General features: G+C 53.2%; 17 protein-coding genes and 7 pseudogenes. 8 read left to right on the top strand and 16 right to left on the bottom strand.

Features of this window, described 5'->3' with window-relative positions; genetic code table 11:
- The 8 genes from ACMZI0_RS11925 to ACMZI0_RS11960 all read right to left on the bottom strand — a co-directional run.
- Positions 1-142 (bottom strand): GTP-binding protein (locus ACMZI0_RS11925; RefSeq protein WP_072161945.1); only part of this gene is annotated, 142 nt, incomplete at its 3' end.
- Between the two features lie 69 nt (positions 143-211).
- The gene (fusA, locus tag ACMZI0_RS11930) at positions 212-2,326 is read right to left on the bottom strand and encodes an elongation factor G (protein ID WP_415673122.1); all 2,115 of its coding nucleotides are present in this window, start codon (positions 2,324-2,326) and stop codon (positions 212-214) included.
- 97 nt (positions 2,327-2,423) lie between these two features.
- On the bottom strand, positions 2,424-2,894 hold the full coding sequence (gene rpsG / locus ACMZI0_RS11935; protein ID WP_012768096.1) for a 30S ribosomal protein S7: 471 nt from the start codon (positions 2,892-2,894) through the stop codon (positions 2,424-2,426).
- Positions 2,895-2,990: 96 nt separating this feature from the next.
- Positions 2,991-3,365 (bottom strand): 30S ribosomal protein S12, encoded by a 375-nt coding sequence (gene rpsL / locus ACMZI0_RS11940; protein ID WP_195315730.1) that lies wholly within the window; start codon positions 3,363-3,365, stop codon positions 2,991-2,993.
- A gap of 130 nt (positions 3,366-3,495) precedes the next feature.
- Entirely contained in the window at positions 3,496-3,813 is a 318-nt protein-coding gene (gene tusB, locus ACMZI0_RS11945; RefSeq protein WP_415673123.1) for a sulfurtransferase complex subunit TusB, read from the bottom strand.
- Between the two features lie 18 nt (positions 3,814-3,831).
- Positions 3,832-4,191 (bottom strand): sulfurtransferase complex subunit TusC, encoded by a 360-nt coding sequence (gene tusC, locus ACMZI0_RS11950; RefSeq protein WP_415673124.1) that lies wholly within the window; start codon positions 4,189-4,191, stop codon positions 3,832-3,834.
- Positions 4,192-4,200: 9 nt separating this feature from the next.
- Positions 4,201-4,590, bottom strand: coding sequence for a sulfurtransferase complex subunit TusD (gene tusD, locus ACMZI0_RS11955; RefSeq protein ID WP_415673125.1), 390 nt, complete (start codon positions 4,588-4,590; stop codon positions 4,201-4,203).
- Entirely contained in the window at positions 4,590-5,312 is a 723-nt protein-coding gene (locus tag ACMZI0_RS11960; RefSeq protein ID WP_415673126.1) for a helix-turn-helix transcriptional regulator, read from the bottom strand. The genes tusD and ACMZI0_RS11960 overlap by 1 nt, the downstream gene beginning before the upstream one ends.
- Positions 5,313-5,735: 423 nt before the next feature.
- On the opposite strand from ACMZI0_RS11960, the pseudogene eptA reads away from it, so the two are divergent.
- Together eptA and ACMZI0_RS11970 are read left to right on the top strand one after the other, a co-directional pair.
- Positions 5,736-7,401, top strand: a pseudogene (eptA, locus tag ACMZI0_RS11965) (phosphoethanolamine transferase EptA).
- Positions 7,398-8,030, top strand: a complete 633-nt coding sequence (locus ACMZI0_RS11970; RefSeq protein WP_415673127.1) for a response regulator — start codon at positions 7,398-7,400, stop codon at positions 8,028-8,030. Before eptA ends, ACMZI0_RS11970 begins: the two are co-directional and overlap by 4 nt.
- Positions 8,031-8,097: 67 nt before the next feature.
- Here ACMZI0_RS11970 and fkpA read toward each other — a convergent pair whose 3' ends face one another.
- Positions 8,098-8,907 carry an FKBP-type peptidyl-prolyl cis-trans isomerase gene (fkpA, locus tag ACMZI0_RS11975; protein WP_415673128.1) on the bottom strand — a complete coding sequence of 270 codons (810 nt, stop codon included), beginning with the start codon at positions 8,905-8,907 and terminating at the stop codon, positions 8,098-8,100.
- Between the two features lie 212 nt (positions 8,908-9,119).
- Here fkpA and ACMZI0_RS11980 point away from each other — a divergent pair, with 212 nt between their 5' ends.
- The 3 genes and pseudogenes from ACMZI0_RS11980 (at position 9,120) to ACMZI0_RS11990 (ending at position 11,890) form a co-directional block, all read left to right on the top strand.
- Complete coding sequence (locus ACMZI0_RS11980; protein WP_415673129.1) at positions 9,120-9,338, top strand: protein SlyX; 219 nt, start codon at positions 9,120-9,122, stop codon at positions 9,336-9,338.
- 284 nt (positions 9,339-9,622) lie between these two features.
- Complete coding sequence (locus ACMZI0_RS11985) at positions 9,623-10,558, top strand: dihydrodipicolinate synthase family protein (protein ID WP_415673130.1); 936 nt, start codon at positions 9,623-9,625, stop codon at positions 10,556-10,558.
- A 292-nt stretch (positions 10,559-10,850) separates the two neighbouring features.
- Positions 10,851-11,890: pseudogene (locus tag ACMZI0_RS11990) on the top strand (LacI family DNA-binding transcriptional regulator).
- Between the two features lie 57 nt (positions 11,891-11,947).
- Here the strand turns inward: ACMZI0_RS11990 and ACMZI0_RS11995 are convergent.
- The 5 genes and pseudogenes from ACMZI0_RS11995 to kefG form a co-directional block, all read right to left on the bottom strand.
- Positions 11,948-12,725 (bottom strand): annotated as a pseudogene (locus tag ACMZI0_RS11995) (methyl-accepting chemotaxis protein); the annotation flags it as partial.
- Positions 12,625-13,194: a peptidylprolyl isomerase gene (slyD, locus tag ACMZI0_RS12000; protein ID WP_415673131.1), complete on the bottom strand. Its 570-nt coding sequence runs from the start codon at positions 13,192-13,194 to the stop codon at positions 12,625-12,627. The pseudogene ACMZI0_RS11995 and the gene slyD, both read right to left, overlap by 101 nt.
- 91 nt (positions 13,195-13,285) lie before the next feature.
- Positions 13,286-13,484: pseudogene (locus ACMZI0_RS12005) on the bottom strand (YheV family putative zinc ribbon protein).
- Positions 13,485-13,513: 29 nt separating this feature from the next.
- A complete protein-coding gene (gene kefB, locus ACMZI0_RS12010) occupies positions 13,514-15,328 on the bottom strand; it encodes a glutathione-regulated potassium-efflux system protein KefB (RefSeq protein WP_415673132.1) in 1,815 nt (604 codons plus the stop codon).
- The gene (gene kefG, locus ACMZI0_RS12015; RefSeq protein ID WP_415673149.1) at positions 15,328-15,885 is read right to left on the bottom strand and encodes a glutathione-regulated potassium-efflux system ancillary protein KefG; all 558 of its coding nucleotides are present in this window, start codon (positions 15,883-15,885) and stop codon (positions 15,328-15,330) included. Before kefG ends, kefB begins: the two co-directional genes overlap by 1 nt.
- Positions 15,886-16,142: 257 nt before the next feature.
- Between kefG and ACMZI0_RS12020 the strand changes: the two are divergent.
- Positions 16,143-18,037: pseudogene (locus ACMZI0_RS12020) on the top strand (ABC transporter ATP-binding protein).
- A gap of 290 nt (positions 18,038-18,327) precedes the next feature.
- Here ACMZI0_RS12020 and ACMZI0_RS12025 read toward each other — a convergent pair.
- A pseudogene (locus tag ACMZI0_RS12025) lies at positions 18,328-18,858 on the bottom strand (LysE family translocator).
- Position 18,859: 1 nt separating this feature from the next.
- Positions 18,860-19,060, bottom strand: coding sequence for a hypothetical protein (locus tag ACMZI0_RS12030; RefSeq protein ID WP_415673133.1), 201 nt, complete (start codon positions 19,058-19,060; stop codon positions 18,860-18,862).
- Positions 19,061-19,092: 32 nt separating this feature from the next.
- Here ACMZI0_RS12030 and ACMZI0_RS12035 point away from each other — a divergent pair.
- Together ACMZI0_RS12035 and ACMZI0_RS12040 are read left to right on the top strand one after the other, a co-directional pair.
- A pseudogene (locus ACMZI0_RS12035) lies at positions 19,093-20,088 on the top strand (hydrolase).
- Positions 20,085-20,312, top strand: coding sequence for a YheU family protein (locus tag ACMZI0_RS12040; protein WP_415673134.1), 228 nt, complete (start codon positions 20,085-20,087; stop codon positions 20,310-20,312). Before ACMZI0_RS12035 ends, ACMZI0_RS12040 begins: the two are co-directional and overlap by 4 nt.
- Positions 20,313-20,369: the final 57 nt, after the last annotated feature.

A 20,369-nucleotide genomic window follows, 5' to 3' on the forward strand; every position in this document is an offset into this window, starting at 1 on the left:
CGAATGCGCGAGCGTTACCGCCGTAGGTTTTTGCCAGAACGGTGGTGATTGCTGCGGTCAGCGTGGTTTTACCATGGTCAACGTGGCCGATAGTACCGACGTTAACGTGGGGTTTTGTACGTTCAAATTTTTCTTTAGACACGGCTATATTCCTTACTCAAATACCCTCCCAATGGAGAGGGCATGGGATCAATTGTATTAGGCTTGGTAATTACTTACCACGAGCTTCAATAACGGCCTGAGCAACGTTGTTCGGCGCATCATCGTACTTCAGGAACTCCATGGAGTAAGAAGCACGGCCTTTGGTCAGAGAACGCAGTTGAGTTGCGTATCCGAACATTTCAGACAGCGGAACTTCAGCATGAATCACAACGCCAGTCACGTTGGACTCCTGACCACGCAGCATACCACGACGGCGGCTAAGGTCACCGATAACGTCACCGGTGTTCTCTTCCGGCGTTTCAACTTCAACCTTCATGATAGGCTCAAGCAGAACAGGTTTTGCTTTCTTGAAGCCATCTTTAAAGGCGATAGAAGCAGCCAGTTTAAACGCCAGTTCAGAGGAGTCAACGTCATGGTAAGAACCGAAGTGCAGACGCACGCCGAGATCGACCACCGGGTAACCCGCCAGCGGGCCCGCTTTCAGCTGTTCCTGGATGCCTTTATCAACGGCAGGGATGTATTCGCCAGGAATTACACCACCCTTGATGTCGTTGATGAACTCGTAACCTTTCGGGTTTGAGCCCGGCTCCAACGGATACAGGTCGATAACCACGTGACCGTACTGACCACGACCACCAGACTGCTTGGCGTGTTTACCTTCGATATCGGTAACTTTCGCGCGAATCGCTTCACGGTAAGCAACCTGAGGTTTACCGACGTTCGCTTCAACGTTGAACTCACGCTTCATACGGTCAACGATGATGTCGAGGTGCAGCTCACCCATACCAGCGATGATGGTCTGGTTAGATTCTTCGTCAGTCCATACGCGGAAGGACGGGTCTTCTTTCGCCAGACGGCCCAGAGCCAGACCCATTTTTTCCTGGTCAGCTTTGGTTTTCGGTTCAACGGCGATAGAGATAACCGGCTCCGGGAACTCCATACGTTCCAGGATGATCGGAGAATCCGGATCGCACAGGGTATCACCTGTGGTCACATCTTTCAGACCGATCGCTGCCGCGATGTCACCTGCGCGAACTTCTTTGATCTCTTCACGTTTGTTGGCATGCATCTGAACGATACGGCCAAAACGCTCACGCGCCGCTTTCACGGAGTTCAGCACGGTATCACCGGAGTTAACCACACCGGAGTACACGCGGAAGAACGTCAGGTTACCCACAAACGGGTCAGTAGCAATTTTGAATGCCAGCGCAGAGAACGGCTCGTCATCGCTTGCGTGACGTTCAGCCGGCGTGTCTTTACCGTCATCCAGGATACCGTTGATCGCCGGTACATCAACCGGAGACGGCAGATAATCAACAACGGCATCCAGCATCGCCTGCACGCCTTTGTTCTTAAAGGCTGAACCACAGGTTACCAGGATGATTTCGTTGTTCAGAACGCGCTGACGCAGAGCCTTTTTGATCTCTTCTTCAGCCAGTTCTTCACCGCCCAGGTATTTTTCCATCAGCTCTTCGGAAGCTTCCGCAGCGGATTCGATCAGGTTCTGGTGCCATTCGTCAGCCAGTTCCTGCATGTCAGCCGGGATATCTTCGTATTCGAAGGTGACGCCCTGATCGGCTTCGTTCCAGTTGATCGCTTTCATTTTCACCAGGTCAACAACACCGGTGAAACCTTCTTCAGCACCAATCGCCAACTGCAACGGAACCGGGTTCGCGCCCAGACGGGTTTTGATCTGACCAACGACCTTCAGGAAGTTCGCGCCCATACGGTCCATTTTGTTAACGAACGCGATGCGTGGAACCTTGTATTTGTTAGCCTGACGCCATACGGTTTCAGACTGCGGCTGAACACCACCAACAGCACAGTAAACCATGACAGCACCATCAAGAACACGCATGGAACGTTCTACTTCGATAGTGAAGTCAACGTGTCCCGGGGTGTCGATGATGTTTACGCGGTGCGGCTCAAACTGCTTCGCCATACCAGACCAGAACGCAGTAGTCGCAGCGGAGGTGATGGTAATCCCACGCTCTTGCTCCTGCTCCATCCAGTCCATCGTGGCGGCGCCGTCGTGAACTTCACCGATTTTGTGGTTTACACCTGTGTAGAACAGAATACGTTCTGTGGTGGTGGTTTTACCGGCGTCGATGTGTGCACTGATACCGATATTACGGTAGCGTGCAATGGGTGTTGTACGAGCCATCTGTTTCCTCTATCTTCTATATCTTCGGACGTTCAAATCATTAGTTAACACAAACGGGCGGGCCGCAAAGCACGCCCGCCTGGTTAGCCCGCGGGGATTACCAGCGGTAGTGAGCGAACGCCTTGTTGGCTTCGGCCATGCGGTGAACGTCTTCACGTTTCTTAACAGCAGTACCTTTGTTGTCTGCTGCATCAGAAAGTTCGTTCGCCAGGCGCAGAGCCATCGATTTATCACCGCGTTTACGAGCAGCTTCTACGATCCAACGCATTGCCAGAGCATTACGACGGACCGGACGGACTTCAACCGGAACCTGATAAGTTGAACCACCTACACGGCGGGACTTAACTTCGACAGTCGGACGAACGTTGTCCAGAGCGACTTCGAAAGCTTCCAGTTCGCTTTTACCAGAACGCTGAGCCAGGGTTTCCAGCGCGGTATAGACGATTGCTTCTGCAGTAGATTTTTTACCGTCTACCATCAGAATGTTTACAAATTTGGCCAGTAATTCAGATCCGAACTTAGGATCCGGCAGAATTTTACGTTGACCAATGACGCGACGACGTGGCATGGAAATACTCCGTTGTTAATTCAGGATTGTCCAAAACTCTACGAGTTTAGTTTGACATTTAAGTTAAAACGTTTGGCCTTACTTAACGGAGAACCATTAAGCCTTGGGACGCTTAACGCCGTACTTGGAACGGCTCTGCTTACGATCTTTAACACCAGAGCAGTCCAGTGCACCACGTACGGTATGGTAACGCACACCCGGGAGGTCTTTAACACGACCGCCACGGATCAGGATCACGGAGTGCTCCTGCAGGTTGTGACCTTCACCACCGATGTAGGAAGTCACTTCAAAACCGTTAGTCAAACGCACACGGCATACTTTACGCAGTGCAGAGTTTGGTTTTTTCGGAGTGGTGGTATATACGCGAGTACATACACCACGTTTTTGCGGGCACGCTTCCAGCGCAGGAACGTTGCTTTTTGCAACCTTCAGTGAGCGCGGCTTGCGAACCAGCTGGTTAATTGTTGCCATTAAAAACTCCTGGTTTTTTTGCTTCGTAAACACATGATAAATCACCCCATATTCGACAGAGTAAAATATGGGAACGCAGAATTTTAGGGCTGGCGGTGAAAGGAGTCAAGAAATAGTCAAAATTTCAGCATCACCACGCCAGTTGCACTGCGTGTTGGGCGGTCAGCCGGACAAATTCAGTATAGTCGACCAGCGGAATAGCGGTCGAAATTTGTTCAACCAACCCGCGAGCCTCCACATCTTCTCGCAAAGCATAGACAGGAATGCCCAACGCCAGCAGGCGCGTCGCCACATTCCCCTGTCCCAGCGCCGCAATGACACCGTCTTGCAAGAGCAGCAGCGCATCCTGTGGCATAACGCAACGCAGCATGGCATCAATATCGGTTTGATACGGCGAACGGGAAAGCGCATGCAAGCGGGTTTTCGTAGGCTGGGTTACAGGCTGCATAAGCGTAACACTCTCCGATTAAAACGTGATGACAGTATCATAGTGGGCAAGTGTAGTACGCAGGACATCCGGCGTGAGCGGTTCAACATCGATCACCCATGCAGTGTCTGCGGCCAGGCCACGCTGCTCGGCAGACGCTGCACATAGATAGCAACGCTCGATATCGTACAACGGCAACACGCCAAACGTGGCAATATAGTTACGCATCAGGATGTTGTCAGGCTGCTGACCGGGCAACAGTTGCAGCACGCCGTCACCGATAAAAAAGACGCCAATATCATCGGTCAGCGCAGACGTTGCCAGCAATGCATCCAGCCCTTCTCGCCCGGAGGCATCACCGTGCGGCGCATGGGTAAACAAGAAAGCGACACGTTTCATTATCGCTCCTTAAAATTGAACGACGCGATCGCACGTCAACACGGCTTGGGCCAGTTCACCCAAGCCGCTCAGTGAAAATCCGGGTTGCAGATTGGATGCAGGCAATTTGAGCAGTGTCGCCTGTTCGCTATCCGTGACCCCACGACGCAGCGCGGCAGCCACACAGACATTCAGCGCCACCTGGTGCGTTGTGCCTAGTTGCTGCCAGGCGCGCGTCAAATCAAACTCGTCATTGGCCGGGGAGGTCAACTGATTGGCGTTTAACACCCCTTCCCGATAAAAAAAGACGCTTTCAAGACAGTGCCCTTGCGCAATCAGCACCCGGGCAAACAGCAGTGCGCTACTCGCCTGCTGCGTACCGTATGCCGGGCCTGTCACCAAGAGGCAATAGCGCAACATCAGCGATCGTGCCCGCTGAAATCACCGTTCTTGAACTGGCGGATGTAGAGATAAACGGTGTGCTTGGAAATATTCAAACGTTCAGCCACCTGATTGATCGCATCCTTGATATCGAAAATGCCTTTTTCATAGAGGTTCAGCACAATTTGCCGGTTCTTGGCATTGTTAGAAACGTTGCGATCCGCATTCACCTCTTCGATAGAAAACTCGAGCGTCTGCGCAACGAGGTCGTCCACGGAGGAAGCAAAGTTGACCGAGGAGGCCACTTCATGGGTTTCCGGCGGAATAAAGGTCTGTACAATCTGGGAAAAAGGCACATCAAGGTTCATGTTGATGCACAGCAGGCCAATCACACGCTGCTCGCGATTACAAATAGCAATGGTGACCGATTTCATCAGCACACCGCTCTTGGCACGCGTGAAGTAGGCCTTGGAAACGCTACTGTCCTCTCCCGCCATGTCATGCAGCATGCGCAGTGCCAGATCGGTAATCGGCGAACCGATTTTGCGCCCGGTATGTTCACCGTTAGCAATGCGCACTGCCGAACATTTGAGATCTTCCAACGAGTGCAGAACGATTTCACAATGCTCACCGATCAGCATTGCCAGACCATCCACCACCGCTTCGTACGATTTCAGGATCTCATGGTCCGTTGGGTTAAACGGCCGTTCCTCCAGCAAATCAAGTTCATATGATTCGCCAGACACAAGCGAATTTGACATGGCTGACACCATCCTCGACATCATCTATTTTTAATAGCCCTAATGGTTTAGGCGCTCAGTATTAACAGGACATTACCCGTCATACTTCAAGTCGCAGGTGTGTTGGCTGCGCTCGTTATTCGGCCCATTTCTGGGCCTCAGCTCTAACGAGGCCGCCGCAAGCGGCGTTCAAATCTGCTCCCGGCAGATTTGTCACCCGAATCACTTACCGGAGTAAGCTCATCGGGACTCACTCTCTTGCCGCCTTCCTGCAACTCGAATTATTTTGGGCATAGTCTACCAAATGTCCCTTCTCCCGTCCCCGCATTTCACGGTGTGGCTCCCTTTTACACGACATCTGAACGCCGTCTTAAGGTTGGCTTAATTTTATTATCTTACCGTCACGCGCTATCACTCATTTTGTATTTATTCATTGAGATAGCCATGAAAATTCGCTTTACCCTTTCTCGCCCCCAGTGGACAAGCATCGGCTACGTGCTGTTTTTCTCCGCCTTTGTCACGCTGGTACAAAATGTTGCCTACTATCGTCAAACGCTGCATCTGCTGGATTTCAGCCAGCGCGCAACGCTGCCTTTTTTCCTTAGCATGCCGTTGGCCATTTTCGCCGTGCTGAATATCGTCTTTACACTGTTCGCGATTCCCTATCTGCGGCAATGGGCCATTGCTGCACTGCTGGTCGCGGGCGCTTCAGTGCAATAGTGCAATAGTGCAATATTTCATGCTGAACTACAGCATTATTATCGATCGCACCATGATACAGAATCTGATGGAAACCAATGTGTCGGAATCTGTCGATCTGTTAACGCCGCAGCTTGCGCTTTGGATATTGCTGCTCGGCATCTTGCCTGCCGGGTTCGCTTTGTGGGTAAAAATAAAACCTACGGCATTTACGATAATCAGTCTTGGTCAGCGATTTCTGATTATCGCACTGTCACTGCTGACAATACTGCTCGTCGCCGCCGTATTTTACAAAGATTACGCGTTATTAATGCGAAATAACAAGGGGTTGGTTAAATCTATTACCCCCAGCAATGTGATCGCAGCGAATCTTTCCTACTTTAAACATCAGGCGCTGGCTAACCAGCCGCTGGTGCAGATCGGTCTGGATGCGCATCAAGGGCCACGCACTGCCGGCGCTAATGATAAGAAAAACCTGGTTATTCTAGTGGTAGGGGAAACCGCTCGCGCCGAAAACTTCTCGCTGGGAGGATACAGCAAAGAAACCAATCCGCAGTTGAAAAAAGCCAACTTCATCTATTTCCCCAACACGCGGTCGTGCGGGACCTCAACGGGCGTTTCAGTTCCCTGCATGTTTTCTAATATGCCGCGCACGCAATACGATGCCGCACTGGCCAGCCATCAGGAAGGGCTGTTGGATATTGTTCAACGTTCGGGCATCAATGTTCTGTGGCAGGAAAACGACGGCGGATGCAAAGGCGTCTGCGATCGCATCCCTAACACAGACATTCCCAAAATCGCAGCGCCCGGTTTGTGCAACGGGGGAGAATGTTACGATGAGGCACTGTTTACCGAGGTAGAAGATCATATTAATCAATTGAGTGGCGATGCCATTATCGTCCTGCATATGATTGGCAGCCACGGACCGGCCTATTACAAACGCTACCCGGATGCGTTCAAACACTTTACACCGACCTGCGATACCAACCAGATTCAGAACTGTTCTCGGGAAGCGTTAACCAACACCTATGACAACACGCTACTGTATCTGGATAACACGTTAAACAAAGCCATCGATCTTCTGAAAACCCATAAGGATAAGTTCAACACCGCATTGGTTTATCTCTCCGATCATGGAGAATCATTGGGAGAAGATGGCGTTTACCTGCACAGCATGCCCTATGCCGTCGCCCCTTCACAGCAAACACATATCCCGATGCTGATGTGGCTGTCGCACGGCTACGAACAACAATTCGCTGTGCAGGAGACGTGTTTGCGACAACGTGCGCAAACGCAAAGTTATTCGCAAGACAATCTGTTTCACACCATACTGGGAATTCTTAATGTTACTACCAGCGAATATCAGCCTGAATTGGATATCCTCAAGGGATGCCGGGATCGAACTGCATGAGATTGTTGATTGTAGAAGATGATGCCTTATTGCAAGAAGGATTGTTACTGGCGCTCAGCCAGGAGGGATACGCCTGTGATTGCGCGGGCGGAGCCAAACAAGCGGATGCGCTGTTAAACAGCGCACAGTACAGTCTGGTGGTTTTGGATTTAGGCTTGCCCGATGGTGATGGCCTGCAACTGCTGGCTCGCTGGCGCAAACACCATCAGCACATACCGGTGTTGATCCTGACGGCCCGCGATACCATCGACGATCGCGTCAGCGGATTGGATTCCGGTGCCGATGACTATCTGGTCAAACCGTTTGCACTGACGGAACTGCTGCTGCGTAATCTGATCGAAAACGCTCACCGCTACAACCCGCCCGCGAGCATCATTACCGTGCGGCTTACCGCCAATCCGCAAATCACCTTGCAGATACGCGACCAGGGACCGGGCATTGATGAAAGCAAAGTTGGCGAATTAAGCAAAGCATTTGTTCGCATGGACACCCGCTACGGCGGCATTGGACTTGAATTGAGCATCGTCACCCGCGTGGCGCAGTTGCATCATGGCACATTGCAGCTCAGCAACTTGCGTGACGGCAGCGGCGCACTGGCGGAGGTCACCTTCCCGCCTCTGCTTTCCTGAATAGGCGCCATAAAAAAGCCGCAGGTTACCCCACGGCTGAATGACTACTGAAGCAATATAACGCTAATTATTTAGCGCTTTTTTCTGCTGCAGGTTTTTCTGCTTTGGCAGCCGGTTTAACATCAGCGTCCGCCTTGATATCCAGCAGTTCCACTTCAAACACCAGCGTAGAGTTCGCCGGAATGCCCGGAACGCCGTTTTCGCCGTAAGCTAACTCAGGCGGAATAACCAATTTGATTTTCCCACCTTTTTTGACCTGCTTCAGCCCTTCGGTCCAGCCCGGGATAACGCCGTCAAGACGGAAGGAGAGCGGTTCGCCACGTTTGTAAGAGTTATCGAACTCGCTACCGTCAACCAGCGTGCCTTTGTAGTTAACGACAACGGTATCGCTCTCTTTCGGTGCTGCGCCCGTACCCTCTTTTTCTACCAGATACAGCAGGCCAGATTCCGTTTTCTTCACGCCTTTTTCTTTGGCAAACGCATCACGGAATTTGGTGCCTTTTTCAGCGCTCTCTTTGGCATCCTGCTTCATTTTCGCTTCTACTGCCGTTTTCACGCGCGTTTCGAAACCTTGCAGGGTTTTCTCAATCTCTTCGTCGCTCAGTTTGCTCTTATCAGCGAACGCGTCCTGAACGCCGGCAATCAGTTGATCTTTATTCAGCGTGATGCCCAGCTTTTCCTGCTCTTTCAGGGAATTATCCATGTAACGGCCCAAGGAAGCACCCAGCGCATAAGCGGCGGCATCCTCATCGCTCTTGAATTTTGCCGCTGGGGCCGCATCGGACGCTTTGGCCGCATCTGCTGCCATTACCAGGTTGGCATTCAGCGTCAGTGCCATCGTCGTCGCTAACAGCGTTACTTTAAATAGTGATCTCATCTATTATCTCCCGGTCTGGAACGACAGGCTCCAGAAATATTAATCGTAAATGCACGACTACTATAACTGTGCGTATCGAGACAACACAACGACACACACAACAATCCTTTGATAAAATTCCCTGAATTATTCATAGGCCCATTCTCCGACCTCGTCGATGTCCGGAGGTTCCGAATATTCGGCTAGACAAGACAAAATACAGAGGAATCGCAATGCCCCATTCGCATCTCGAGCAACGCATTGAAATGCTTGAAAGCAAACTGGCTTTTCAGGAGCTCACCATCGATGAGTTGAATCAGACGGTCGTCCAGCATGAGTTGGAAATGGCAAAGATACGCGAGCACCTGCGCCTGCTGGTGGAAAAGCTGAAAGCAACCTCCCCTTCTCTTGTCGCCTCACAATCCGAAGAGACGCCACCGCCACATTATTAGCCGACAACACTGGCGCATCCGTGGCTCTACGGTTGCGTCAGATCACATTTTTCACATCACATCAGGCCGTTTTAATGATTGCCCATGCGCATAAAACCCAACCAACAAATTGATTTTAATAATATAACCAACCCACCTTACGCCGTTAGCCAAAATCGCTCATAACAAATCTCTCTTGACAGTCCGTTAAGAAAAACCAAAAATGATAATGATAATGATAATGATAATGATAACATTATTATTCGTTCTTTCATTCTTCCCGATGACATTAAAAAGAGAACATCATGACCAAAATTAATATCGATTTACGTGGCCTGAATCCTGCCCCCATCACTCCGTTCAACCGCGATGGTTCCGTGGATTACGCCGCTTGTAAAAAACTGGGGGCCTGGCTTGCCAGCATCGACGGTGTCAAAAGTCTGACCGTATTGGGCCACGCTGGGGAAGGCACATTTATGTCTCAAAGTGAGCAGATGAAAGTGATTGAAGCCTTCGCGGAATCCGTGAACGGTGCTATTCCTATCATCGCAGGCATCACGCTCGAAGGTACCGAGGTAGCAGCCGAAGAAGCCAAACGTGCCGTCAGCGCCGGGGCATCTGCGGGCCTGTTGTATCCTTCTCATGGCTGGTTGCGTTTTGGCTATCAGAAAGGGGCACCGCAGGATAAATACCGTCAGGTGTACGAAGAAAGCGGTCTGCCGCTGATCCTGTTCCAGTACCCGGATGCCACCAAGTGCACCTATAACCTGGAAACGTTGCTGGAAATTTCTGCTCAGCCCGGCGTGTTTGCCATGAAGAACGGCGTGCGTAATATGCGTCGCTGGGACACTGAGATCCCGGTAATCCGCCGTGAGCGCCCGGATCTGCAAATCCTGAGCTGCCACGACGAATATCTGCTGTCGACCGCCTTTGACGTAGACGGTTTCCTAGTAGGCTACGGCAACATTGCGCCGGAATTGCTGGTGGAAATGATCAAAGCAGGCAAGGCGAAGGATTATAAAAAGGCCCGTGAGATCCATGACCGCCTGCTGCCTGTAACTAAGAGCGTGTACCACCGTGGTTCACACATGGAAGGTACGGTGGCGCTAAAGCACGCACTGGTTGCACGCGGCATTCTGGAACATGCGACGGTACGTTCCCCGCTGCTGCCACTAGAACCCGGTGCAGAAGAGGAAATCAAAGCGGCTATTCGCGCTGCTGAGCTGCCATTCGTTGGCTAATGGCCGCACGCCGACACCGACATGATCCGTACGCCCGCCCTCACTGTATGAAAGGCGGGCGTATTCGCGATCAGAATTGCGTCCGTCTTTTCTCACGTGTTAAGCTCTCATATTGTGCTTTATTGCCTGCTTTCGCACGGTAATCCCTGATTTTCCTGCCGCGGTGCAGATTTAAAATTCCGAGGTGTAGCCAAAGCCCTGGAACCATTACATAATAAATTCGTAAACGCCGCACGGATGCCATTGGCAACACACTGTGCCTTTTTTTTAAAAATAAAAATCAAGGGATTACATGGACCAGAATACCTTTCCGCCCAACGGCCCAAGCCGTAAGTTGGGAAGCAAACCCATCACCTTGCAGGATGTCGCCACGGCAGCCGGGGTGAGCGTTTCCACCGTTTCCCGCGTACTGGATGAACGGTTACCCCCTTCACGCAGCAAAGCCGCCGAACGCGTACGTCAGGTTGCGAATTGGATTACCGACGCGACATTATGGCCTCGAGCCTGCGCCGTGGCGGCACAGGCACCATCGGCGTGCTGGTGCCGCGCCTGAGCGATATGGTAATGGCATTGCTGTATGAAGCCATCTGTCGTGCAGCTGAGCGCTACGGTTATTTCGCCATTGTTGCCACCTGTGGCGACGATCCGGTACAAGAAAAGCAGGCGGCAGCCTCCCTGCTCGATCGGCGCGTCGACGGACTGATCCTGGCCACCAGCCGACTGGACGACCATTTACCGGCGGAGTTGCGTCAGCAAAATGTAGCGCACGTTCTGGCGCTACGTACCGACGGTGTAAGCCGCTCCGCAATTGGTGACGATGAACAGGGCGGATATCTGGCAACCCGCCACCTAATTGATCTCGGCCACCGTGATATCGGTATGGTAGCGGGCCCCAGCTTTTCCTCCGGGGCGACTTATCGCCGGGAAGGTTTTCAACGCGCGATGCGTGAAGCCGGGCTAACCCCCAATCCCGCCTGGATTCGGGAATCCGGTTTTAGCATTGAGTCAGGGGAAAGTGAAGGGATGGCGCTGCTGAGCGGAGCACGCAGGCCAACGGCCATTTTCGCCATCAACGACGATTTGGCCTTCGGCGTTATGGCGGCGGCCCATCGACTGGGGCTGGCGATAGGTCAGGATTTATCACTGGTAGGCTATAACGATATTCCACTGTCCGCCCGTTTGCCGGTTCCGCTCTCTTCGGTACATATTCCGTTCGACCACGTCGCATCTATTGCTGTTGAATTGCTGCTGGCTGGCACCGAACCTGTCGATACCATTCGGCGCGTTATGCCAAGCCTTATTCCACGCAGTTCCAGCGCGCCACTCCGGTAAGCATCTTATGCATTAGCGGGCCTGACCAGCCCGCTAATATACTCTTTTAACGCTACGCTACACCCATCCCCCTTGTGCCACCGTTACCGGCAAAGCAGCAAGACCGCTTGGCCGTTGTACAACCCTCGGCTCACACACCTCGTTTCCTGGCAAACGGAATACCGCAATCAGCGAGGCAAGACGCGCAACCTGCGCTTCCAAGGATAATGCCGCCGCCGTGGAATCACTGACCATTGCCGCATTTTCCTGAATGGTACGATCCATGTCCGTCACCGCATCACCAATTTGCGCAATGCCACGACTTTGCTCGTCCGACACTACTGAAATATCGTTCATGATGTGATCAACGGCGCCAATTGACATCACAATGTCAATTGGCGCTACCCGCTTTCTCTACCAGCACAGAACCTTCATCCACCCGAGTCACTGATTCTGTAATCAGGGCTTCAATTTCTCTGGCCGCTTGTGAACTGCGCTGTGCCAAATTACGCACTTCGCTGGCGACGACGGCAAACCCGCGCCCTTGCTCTCCGGCACGCGCGGCTTCCACCGCAGCGTTTAACGCCAGTATGTTGGTTTGAAAAGCAATGCTGTTGATGACCGACGTGATATCCGCGATTTTCCGCGAGCTGCCGGTAATGTCCGACATCGTTGTCACCACCTGCTTAATGATCTCACCGCCGCGGTTAGCGTTCCCCGATGCCTGACGCGCTAGTTGTCCGGCATGCCGCGCGTTATGTGCGTTGTTGGTCACGGTGGCGGTCAACTCCTCCATGCTGGAGGAGGTTTCCACCATCGCGGCCGCCTTTACCGTGCTCATGGTGGTGATCGTGTTCGCCGTGAACGTGGCCGTGGGCAATCTCTTCTTCCGTCGCTTCACGGATAGCAACCACTTCCACATTGAACTTCAGATTTTGGCCTGCCAGCATGTGGTTACCGTCAACCACCACGTGGTCATCTTCCACTTCGGTGATTTCAACCGGTACCTGACCTTGATCGGTGTCAGCCAGAAAACGCATGCCCACTTGCAGCTCATCAACGCCCATAAAGACGTCTTTCGGCACGCGTTGCACCAGGTTTTCATCGTATTCGCCATAAGCGTCGTTAGAAGCAACGCTAACGTCAAATTTCTCACCGATTTCGCGGCCTTCAAGCGCTTTTTCCAGACCAGAAATCAGAGAACCGTGACCGTGCAGGTAGTCCAACGGCGCACTCACCGGAGACTCATCAACCAATACACCATCTTCTTCTGTACGTACCTGGTAGGCCAGGCTGACCACCAGATTTTTTGCTACTTTTTTCATGACATCTCCAACCGTTGGAAAGCAAACTGGCGCAAATTGTAGCTGAAAAAAATCCCTATGTACCGTCTGGGATAAAAAAATGACCCAACGATCAATCCGGATCAAAGATACCGATGATGTTCTCACCTTGCCGTTCCAGCGCAGCGGGTGGGGGGGTCTGACTGGCGCTGGTGATAACCGCACTTGATGCAGATGACCACATCCACCTGCTCTTCCTGCCCCACGGCCAGCGTATCCTGCGCCTGGCATTGGGGACACACGGCACCCGCGATAAACCGTTTACGTTGCATCTTGCCTTCCTCGCTGCACGCGACACGTGCTATTCGTATTCATCCCAGTCATCCAGACGGCGGCGTTCATGCTGCATTTCGCGTTGGAAAATGTCTTCCAGTTCACGTCGCGCTTCCTTGACGCGTGAAATCTGCGCCACATCGCCATCCCCCTGACGTATCGGCATCAATTCGCGCAGCATGCGCATGTCCAAACGCCGAAAATGCTGCTGTGCGCGATACGCCTGATGAGGATGCATCCCCACCGACATCAACGTCTTGCGCCCCAGATCCAACGCACTGGAGAAGGTTTCACGCGAGAAATGTTTCACACCAGACTGCAACAACTCATGGGCTTCTACACGCCCGCGCGCCCGCGCCAGAATTTCCAGATTGGGAAAATGCTTTTGGCACAGGTGCACGATAGCCATGGTATCTTCCGGCTCATTACAGGTAATGACAATCGCGCGCGCCTGCTCAGCCCCCGCCGCTCGCAGCAGTTCCAACTCAGTGGCATCCCCATAGTATACTTTGTAGCCATAGCTACGCATCAGGCTGACGGCGCTGATATCACGCTCCAGTACCGTGATGCGCATTTTATTCGCCATCAGCAAACGTCCGATTACCTGCCCGAAACGGCCAAACCCAATCACAATCACCTGCGGTTCATCATCTTCCACATAGGGTTTTTCGTCCGGCTCCTCGGTGGCGTTATAACGGCGTTCCAGAATACGGTCGATGCCCTGCATAAGCAGTGGTGTGGTCATCATGGAAAGCGTGACCGTTACCAGCAGTAACGGAAGCTGTTCGCCCTGTAATACCTTGTGCGCCGCTGCCGCAGAAAACAGCACAAACGCAAATTCCCCGCCTTGGCTCAGCACCCCAGCGAACTGAAGCCGTTCAGAGCGTCGCATCCGGTTCACGCGCGCCAGCACATACAGCACAGCCCCTTTCACCACGACCAGGAGCAGTACCCCCAGCAGTACCTCGTAGATATGGGTAAACAGTACGCCAAGATCGAGCGCCATACCGACGGAGATAAAAAACAGCCCGAGCAGCAGCCCCTTAAAAGGTTCGATGGAGATTTCCAGTTCGTGGCGATATTCACTCTCCGCCAGCAACACGCCTGCGATAAAGGTGCCCAACGCCATGGAGAATCCCAGCGCATCCATAAAGACCGCGGAGCCGAGTACCAGCAGCAGCGCTGCTGCGGTAAACACCTCGCGCACCCCCGAGGCCGCGATAAAGCGAAACAACGGGCGCACCAGATAACGCCCGCCGATCAACATCCCGATAAACGCAGCAACCTTGATGGCAACGTCTTTCCAGTCCGTCACTTCACCCTGCACACCGGCCAGCACAGGCACCAGCGCCAAGGCGGGGATGATCGCCAAATCCTGAAACAGCAGCACCGAGAAACCCAACTGACCGGATTCACTGCGGTTCATGCCTTTCTCACGCATCAGTTGCAATGCCATCGCAGTGGAAGACATCGCCAGCCCAATGCCACCAATCAGCGCCGACTGCCAGGAAAAGCCAGTCAGATAGAGCACACTACCAAGGGCCGCGGCGCTAAGCCCAACCTGTGCGGCACCGATACCGAAAATGGAACGCCGCAATGTCCACAATTTTTGCGGATTCAGTTCCAGCCCGATGATAAACATCAGGAACACCACGCCCAATTCGGAGAAGTGCAGGATGGCATCAACATCGCGGATAAAGCCCAGTCCCCAAGGGCCAATGGCGATCCCGGCAATCAAATACCCCAATACCGCACCAATACCCAACCGGCTGGCGATGGGCACCATCAGCACGGCGACAAACAAAAACAGAATGCCAGCACTCAACAGAGGGGAACTCTCCATCACTCACCCTCTACTACGTTGGGTAACGGGGAAGCAAGCCATTCGCCATACGCCTCGGCATAGCTTGCCAGCACATCGGCGGGTAATCGACGAGCCCAATACACCATCAGTGGTGGCAACCAATGCATACGACACATGGCCGCCGTCATTTCAAACGGACGCAGCACTTCCTCCATGGTGTAATGGTTATTCCCCTCCAGGTGATAACTCTCCTCCGGTTCACCGGTGGTGATTACCGAATGCCAATATTTGCCAGCCAGCGCGTTGCCGCCAATCCCATTGGCAAACCCGCTCGACAGCACGCGGTCAAACCACTCCTTTAGCAGCGCTGGGCAACTGTAGGTATAGAGCGGATGCTGAAACACAATCACCTGATGTTCGCGCAGCAGTTGTTGCTCGTAATGAATATCAAGAAAAAAGTCCGGATAGTGGGCGTACAGATCGTGTACGGTAACATGAGCTAACTGGTGCGCCGGTTGTAACAATACGCGGTTTGCCACCGAGTCTTGCGATTCCGGATGGGCATACAGCAGCAAAATCTTCGGTGGCTGCGACATCATTCCCCTCCAAAGCGTCGTCATGAGCGAGGTTTTCCGCTAACATGCTGCGCGATAACGATACGACAAACAGGACGTTCGCTGTCCCGAGATACTCGCGAAACACCCTAAATAATGCGCGTTGCAGGAAGGCGGCAATAGAGTCTCCCCCGATACGCTTACTCCGGTAAGTAATTCTGGTGAACAAGGCAGCCAGCACACCTGTAACGTGAAGTATGACGGGTATAATTTAACATACTCTGAACATGTGACGCTTTATGATTGTTTTCTCCGCTTTGCAAATTCGGCGCGGCGTGCGCGTCTTGCTTGATAACGCCACCGCCACCATCAACCCTGGCCAGAAGGTCGGGTTAGTCGGTAAAAATGGCTGCGGCAAGGTCTACGCTGCTCTCGTTGCTAAAGGGCGAGATCGGCGCCGACGGCGGTAGCGCCAAGTTTCCGAGTAACTGGGCGTTGGCCTGGGTCAATCAGGAAACGCCTGCGCTGGATGTGCCTGCCATTGACTATGTTATTGACGGCGATCGTGAATTTCGCCAGTTAGAAGCTGAACTTCAGCACGCAAATGATATTAACGATGGTAACGCCATCGCCCGCGCGCACGGTAAGCTGGATGCCATTCAAGCCTGGAGCATTCCTGCGCGCGCCGCCAGCCTGCTAGATGGTCTTGGCTTTACCCAGACCCAATTGCAGCAGCCGGTACGTGATTTTTCCGGGGGATGGCGTATGCGCCTTAACCTGGCACAGGCGCTGATTTGCCGATCCGATCTGCTGCTGCTCGATGAACCGACCAACCACCTCGATCTGGATGTAGTGATCTGGCTGGAAAAGTGGCTGAAAAGCTATCCGGGCACGCTGGTGCTGATCTCGCACGATCGCGACTTTCTCGATCCTATCGTCAACAAGATCCTGCACATCGAGCAAGAGACGCTGTTCGAATACACCGGCAACTACTCGTCGTTTGAACGTCAGCGCGCCACGCGTTTGGCGCAGCAACAAGCGCTGTATGAACATCAGCAAGAGCGCGTGGCGCACTTGCAACACTTTTCGCGCACAAGCCACCAAAGCCAAGCAGGCGCAAAGTCGCATCAAGATGCTGGAGCGCATGGAGCTTATTGCCCCGACACACGTCGATAACCCATTTCGCTTCAGTTTCCGAGCGCCGGAATCTTTGCCAAACCCGCTGCTGCGCATGGAGAAGGTCAGCGCGGGTTACGGTGACAAGCTGATTCTGGAATCCATCAAGCTCAATCTGGTGCCGGGCTCACGCATTGGCCTGCTGGGACACAATGGCGCCGGTAAATCTATTACGATCAATATGTTAGCGGGTTAACTGGCCCCGTTGCACGGTGAAATTGGGCTGGCAAAGGGCGTTAAGCCCGGCTATTTCGCCCAGCATCAGCTTGAGTTTCTGCGTGCGGATGAATCACCACTGCAACATCTGACACGCCTGGCAGAACGGGAAACCGAGCAGCAGCTACGCGATTATCTCGGCGGCTTTGGTTTTCAGGGCGACAAGGTGACAGAAGTAACCGAGCGTTTCTCGGGCGGTGAAAAAGCCCGTTTGGTACTGGCACTGATCGTCTGGCAGAGCCCCAACCTGCTGCTCGATGAACCGACTAACCACCTCGATCTGGATATGCGTCAGGCGTTGACAGAAGCGCTGATCGACTTCGAAGGCGCACTGGTGGTGGTCTCACACGATCGGCATCTGATCCGATCGACCACGGACGATCTCTACCTGGTACACGATCGCAAAGTGGAGCCGTTTGATGGCGATCTGGAGGATTACCAGCAATGGCTGACGGACGTACAGCGCCAAAACAGCGCGGCTGAATCCACCGATAAGCCCGCATCAGCCAACAATGCTCAGGCACGTAAAGATCAAAAACGGCGTGAAGCGGAACTGCGCACCCAAACCCAACCGTTGCGTAAAAAGATCGCTCAGTATTAGCAGCAGATGGAGAAACTTTCCGAAGCGTTGGCGAAAGTCGAAACGCGTTTATCTGACAGCGAACTGTACGATCAAAGCCGCAAAGCCGAACTGACGGAATGCCTGCAACTGCAGGCCAAACTCAAGGGCGAACAGGAAGAAGCGGAAATGGCCTGGCTGGAGGCGCAGGAGCAACTAGAACAGATGCCGAATGAGGTATAGCGGGGAGATTCTCAGAAAAAAAACGATGACACTGGTTTAGTTTTCGTCTTTTGGTTTTTTGCATTTCCTGCGCGTAAAAAATTACGCTGAGGTGGGCGTGGCCGCCGGATGAGCGACATGGATGTCGCGAAAGCCTGCGCAGCGGCGTGATTTCTCGCGACAAGCCAGGGGACACGGGGCGACGGCGATTGAGCCGCCCCGTGTCGGGCGCACACTGCAACAGTTGCAGATAAAGATGATGGTTTGCGCGCACGAAACCTTCGCAATACTCACAAAGAAAAAGAAGCCCGCTAATGCCAAATCAGCAGCACACAGGCTGCCGTAAGCACGCCCATGGAGACGTTAAAAATCACCCATGCTCTGCGGCTACGCAACAAGCGGCCAATCGCCGTGCCGAAGCCCAGCCAGATAACACCAGAAATTAGATTAACCAGCACAATGCCAAAACTTATCAGCAACACCGAGTGGTTATAGCCGCTGCCCGTCAGACTGAAACTCGCTACCGAGCCCAGCGCCATCAGCCAGGCCTTGGGATTCAGGAATTGAAGCAACCAGCCTTGATACAATCGCAGCGGTTGCGACGGCGGCGCGCTGGTTTCCAGCCGCTCATAGGCTGCAGTCGCAATTTTCCACGCCAGCCACAGCAAGTAGAGACTGCCAAGTACTTTAAGTATCAGGTGCAACGAAGGATAGAGCAGAATCATGCCGCCTACGCCAAATGCCACCAGCAGCATTATGCTCTGCATACCGAGCATAATGCCTACCATCAGTCACAGCGATCGCATAAAGCCGAAGTTGGCACCGGATATCGTCAGCAGCATGTTATTGGGGCCAGGCGTAATCGCCGCCACTCAGAGAAAACCCAACATCGATAAAAATAAGCCCTGTTCCACGTTTTGACTGCCCCTTGTCCCCACCGTTACGGTATGATTTATTGACCTGACTGAACGTTAACCTGTCTGTTGCAAAGCGCTGCTCGCTGAGCGGCGCAAGCAGGTTAGCGCAGTGTGATGAATATCGCACAACTATTTCCCGAGGTCGTTTTGATTCCCATGCTGTCCTCAACATTTCGCCCGTTACGCGAGGCTGATAACCCGCATGTGCAAACGCTGTTGCCGCGCCTGATTCGCCGTCACGCGTGCTTGTAGCCAGTGTGGCAACAACTCGATCTGCCTGACGGCGACTTTGTCGATCTGGCATGGAGTGAAGCGCCGCAAGGAGCGCGCCACAAACCCCGTGTGGTGCTGTTTCACGGTCTGGAAGGCAGCTTTCACAGCCCCTATGCGCATGGCTTGTTGTAAGCGTGCCGTGAGCAAGGCTGGCTGGCCGTGATTATGCATTTTCGCGGCTGTAGCGGCCGCCCCAACCGCCTTAATCGCATCTACCATTCTGGTGAGACGGACGACGGCAGCTATCTGCTGCGCTGGATGCAGGATACGTTAGGCGCAGCGCCGACCGCTGCCATCGGCATCTCTCTGGGCGGCAATATGCTGGCTTGCCTGCTGGCTAAACGGGAAGAAGCCCGGCTGTTATCCGCCGCCGCCATTGTCTCCGCGCCGTTTCATCTCGACGCCTGTAGCCGCAGGCTTGAGCAAGGGTTTTCCCGTATTTATCAGCGCTATCTGGTGGAACAACTGAAGCAGAATGCCCGACGCAAGCTGGCGCGCTATCTAGGTTCGTTACCGATTGCCCCGGCTCAGTTGCAACGCATCAAGGGGTTGCGTAAGTTTGATGATGCGATCACCGCCCGTATTCATGATTTTCAGGATGCTGCCGACTACTACCATCAATGCAGTGCGCTGACGTTACTGCCCACGATCCGCACACCGACATTAATCATCCATGCACAAGACGATCCTTTCATGACGCCAGAAGTGATCCCGGATATCACACTCCTGCCCGCAACCATGGAATACCAACTGACGCCGCACGGCGGGCACGTTGGGTTTGTCGGCGGTTCATTACTGAAACCGGAAATGTGGCTGGAACAACGTATCCCGGCCTGGTTCGCCCCCTTTTTATCTGCGAGTACCGCGGAGGCAACAACATGATTATTCCCTGGCAGCAGCTTGATACCGATACGCTGCAAAATATTATCGAATCGTTTGTGCTGCGCGAAGGCACTGACTATGGCGAGCAGGAGCGCTCACTTGAGGAGAAAGTCGGGGATATACGCCGCCAGCTCGCCTCCGGCGACGTGGTTCTGGTGTGGTCCGAACTGCATGAAACGCTGAATATTATGCCGCGCACGCAGTTTCACGAAAACGCCTCGTAACGTGATAAATCGCCGTTTCCTGATGAGTAGGGGGTCGTCTTGCGTCACAGGGTCTGC

Origin of the sequence: Symbiopectobacterium sp., assembly GCF_047692315.1 — a bacterium.
Classification (GTDB): Bacteria; Pseudomonadota; Gammaproteobacteria; order Enterobacterales; family Enterobacteriaceae; genus Symbiopectobacterium.

Bases quoted from the DNA above. Each gene is read 5' to 3' on its own strand.
- tusC (WP_415673124.1), bottom strand. From the start codon at position 4,191: ATGAAACGTGTCGCTTTCTTGTTTACCCATGCGCCGCACGGTGATGCC.
- kefB (WP_415673132.1), bottom strand. From the start codon at position 15,328: ATGGAGAGTTCCCCTCTGTTGAGTGCTGGCATTCTGTTTTTGTTTGTC.
- fkpA (WP_415673128.1), bottom strand. From the start codon at position 8,907: ATGAGATCACTATTTAAAGTAACGCTGTTAGCGACGACGATGGCACTG.
- ACMZI0_RS11985 (WP_415673130.1), top strand. From the start codon at position 9,623: ATGACCAAAATTAATATCGATTTACGTGGCCTGAATCCTGCCCCCATC.
- fusA (WP_415673122.1), bottom strand. From the start codon at position 2,326: ATGGCTCGTACAACACCCATTGCACGCTACCGTAATATCGGTATCAGT.
- ACMZI0_RS12040 (WP_415673134.1), top strand. From the start codon at position 20,085: ATGATTATTCCCTGGCAGCAGCTTGATACCGATACGCTGCAAAATATT.
- ACMZI0_RS11980 (WP_415673129.1), top strand. From the start codon at position 9,120: ATGCCCCATTCGCATCTCGAGCAACGCATTGAAATGCTTGAAAGCAAA.
- tusD (WP_415673125.1), bottom strand. From the start codon at position 4,590: ATGTTGCGCTATTGCCTCTTGGTGACAGGCCCGGCATACGGTACGCAG.
- rpsL (WP_195315730.1), bottom strand. From the start codon at position 3,365: ATGGCAACAATTAACCAGCTGGTTCGCAAGCCGCGCTCACTGAAGGTT.
- tusB (WP_415673123.1), bottom strand. From the start codon at position 3,813: ATGCAGCCTGTAACCCAGCCTACGAAAACCCGCTTGCATGCGCTTTCC.
- rpsG (WP_012768096.1), bottom strand. From the start codon at position 2,894: ATGCCACGTCGTCGCGTCATTGGTCAACGTAAAATTCTGCCGGATCCT.
- kefG (WP_415673149.1), bottom strand. From the start codon at position 15,885: ATGTCGCAGCCACCGAAGATTTTGCTGCTGTATGCCCATCCGGAATCG.
- ACMZI0_RS11970 (WP_415673127.1), top strand. From the start codon at position 7,398: ATGAGATTGTTGATTGTAGAAGATGATGCCTTATTGCAAGAAGGATTG.
- ACMZI0_RS11960 (WP_415673126.1), bottom strand. From the start codon at position 5,312: ATGTCAAATTCGCTTGTGTCTGGCGAATCATATGAACTTGATTTGCTG.
- slyD (WP_415673131.1), bottom strand. From the start codon at position 13,194: ATGAAAAAAGTAGCAAAAAATCTGGTGGTCAGCCTGGCCTACCAGGTA.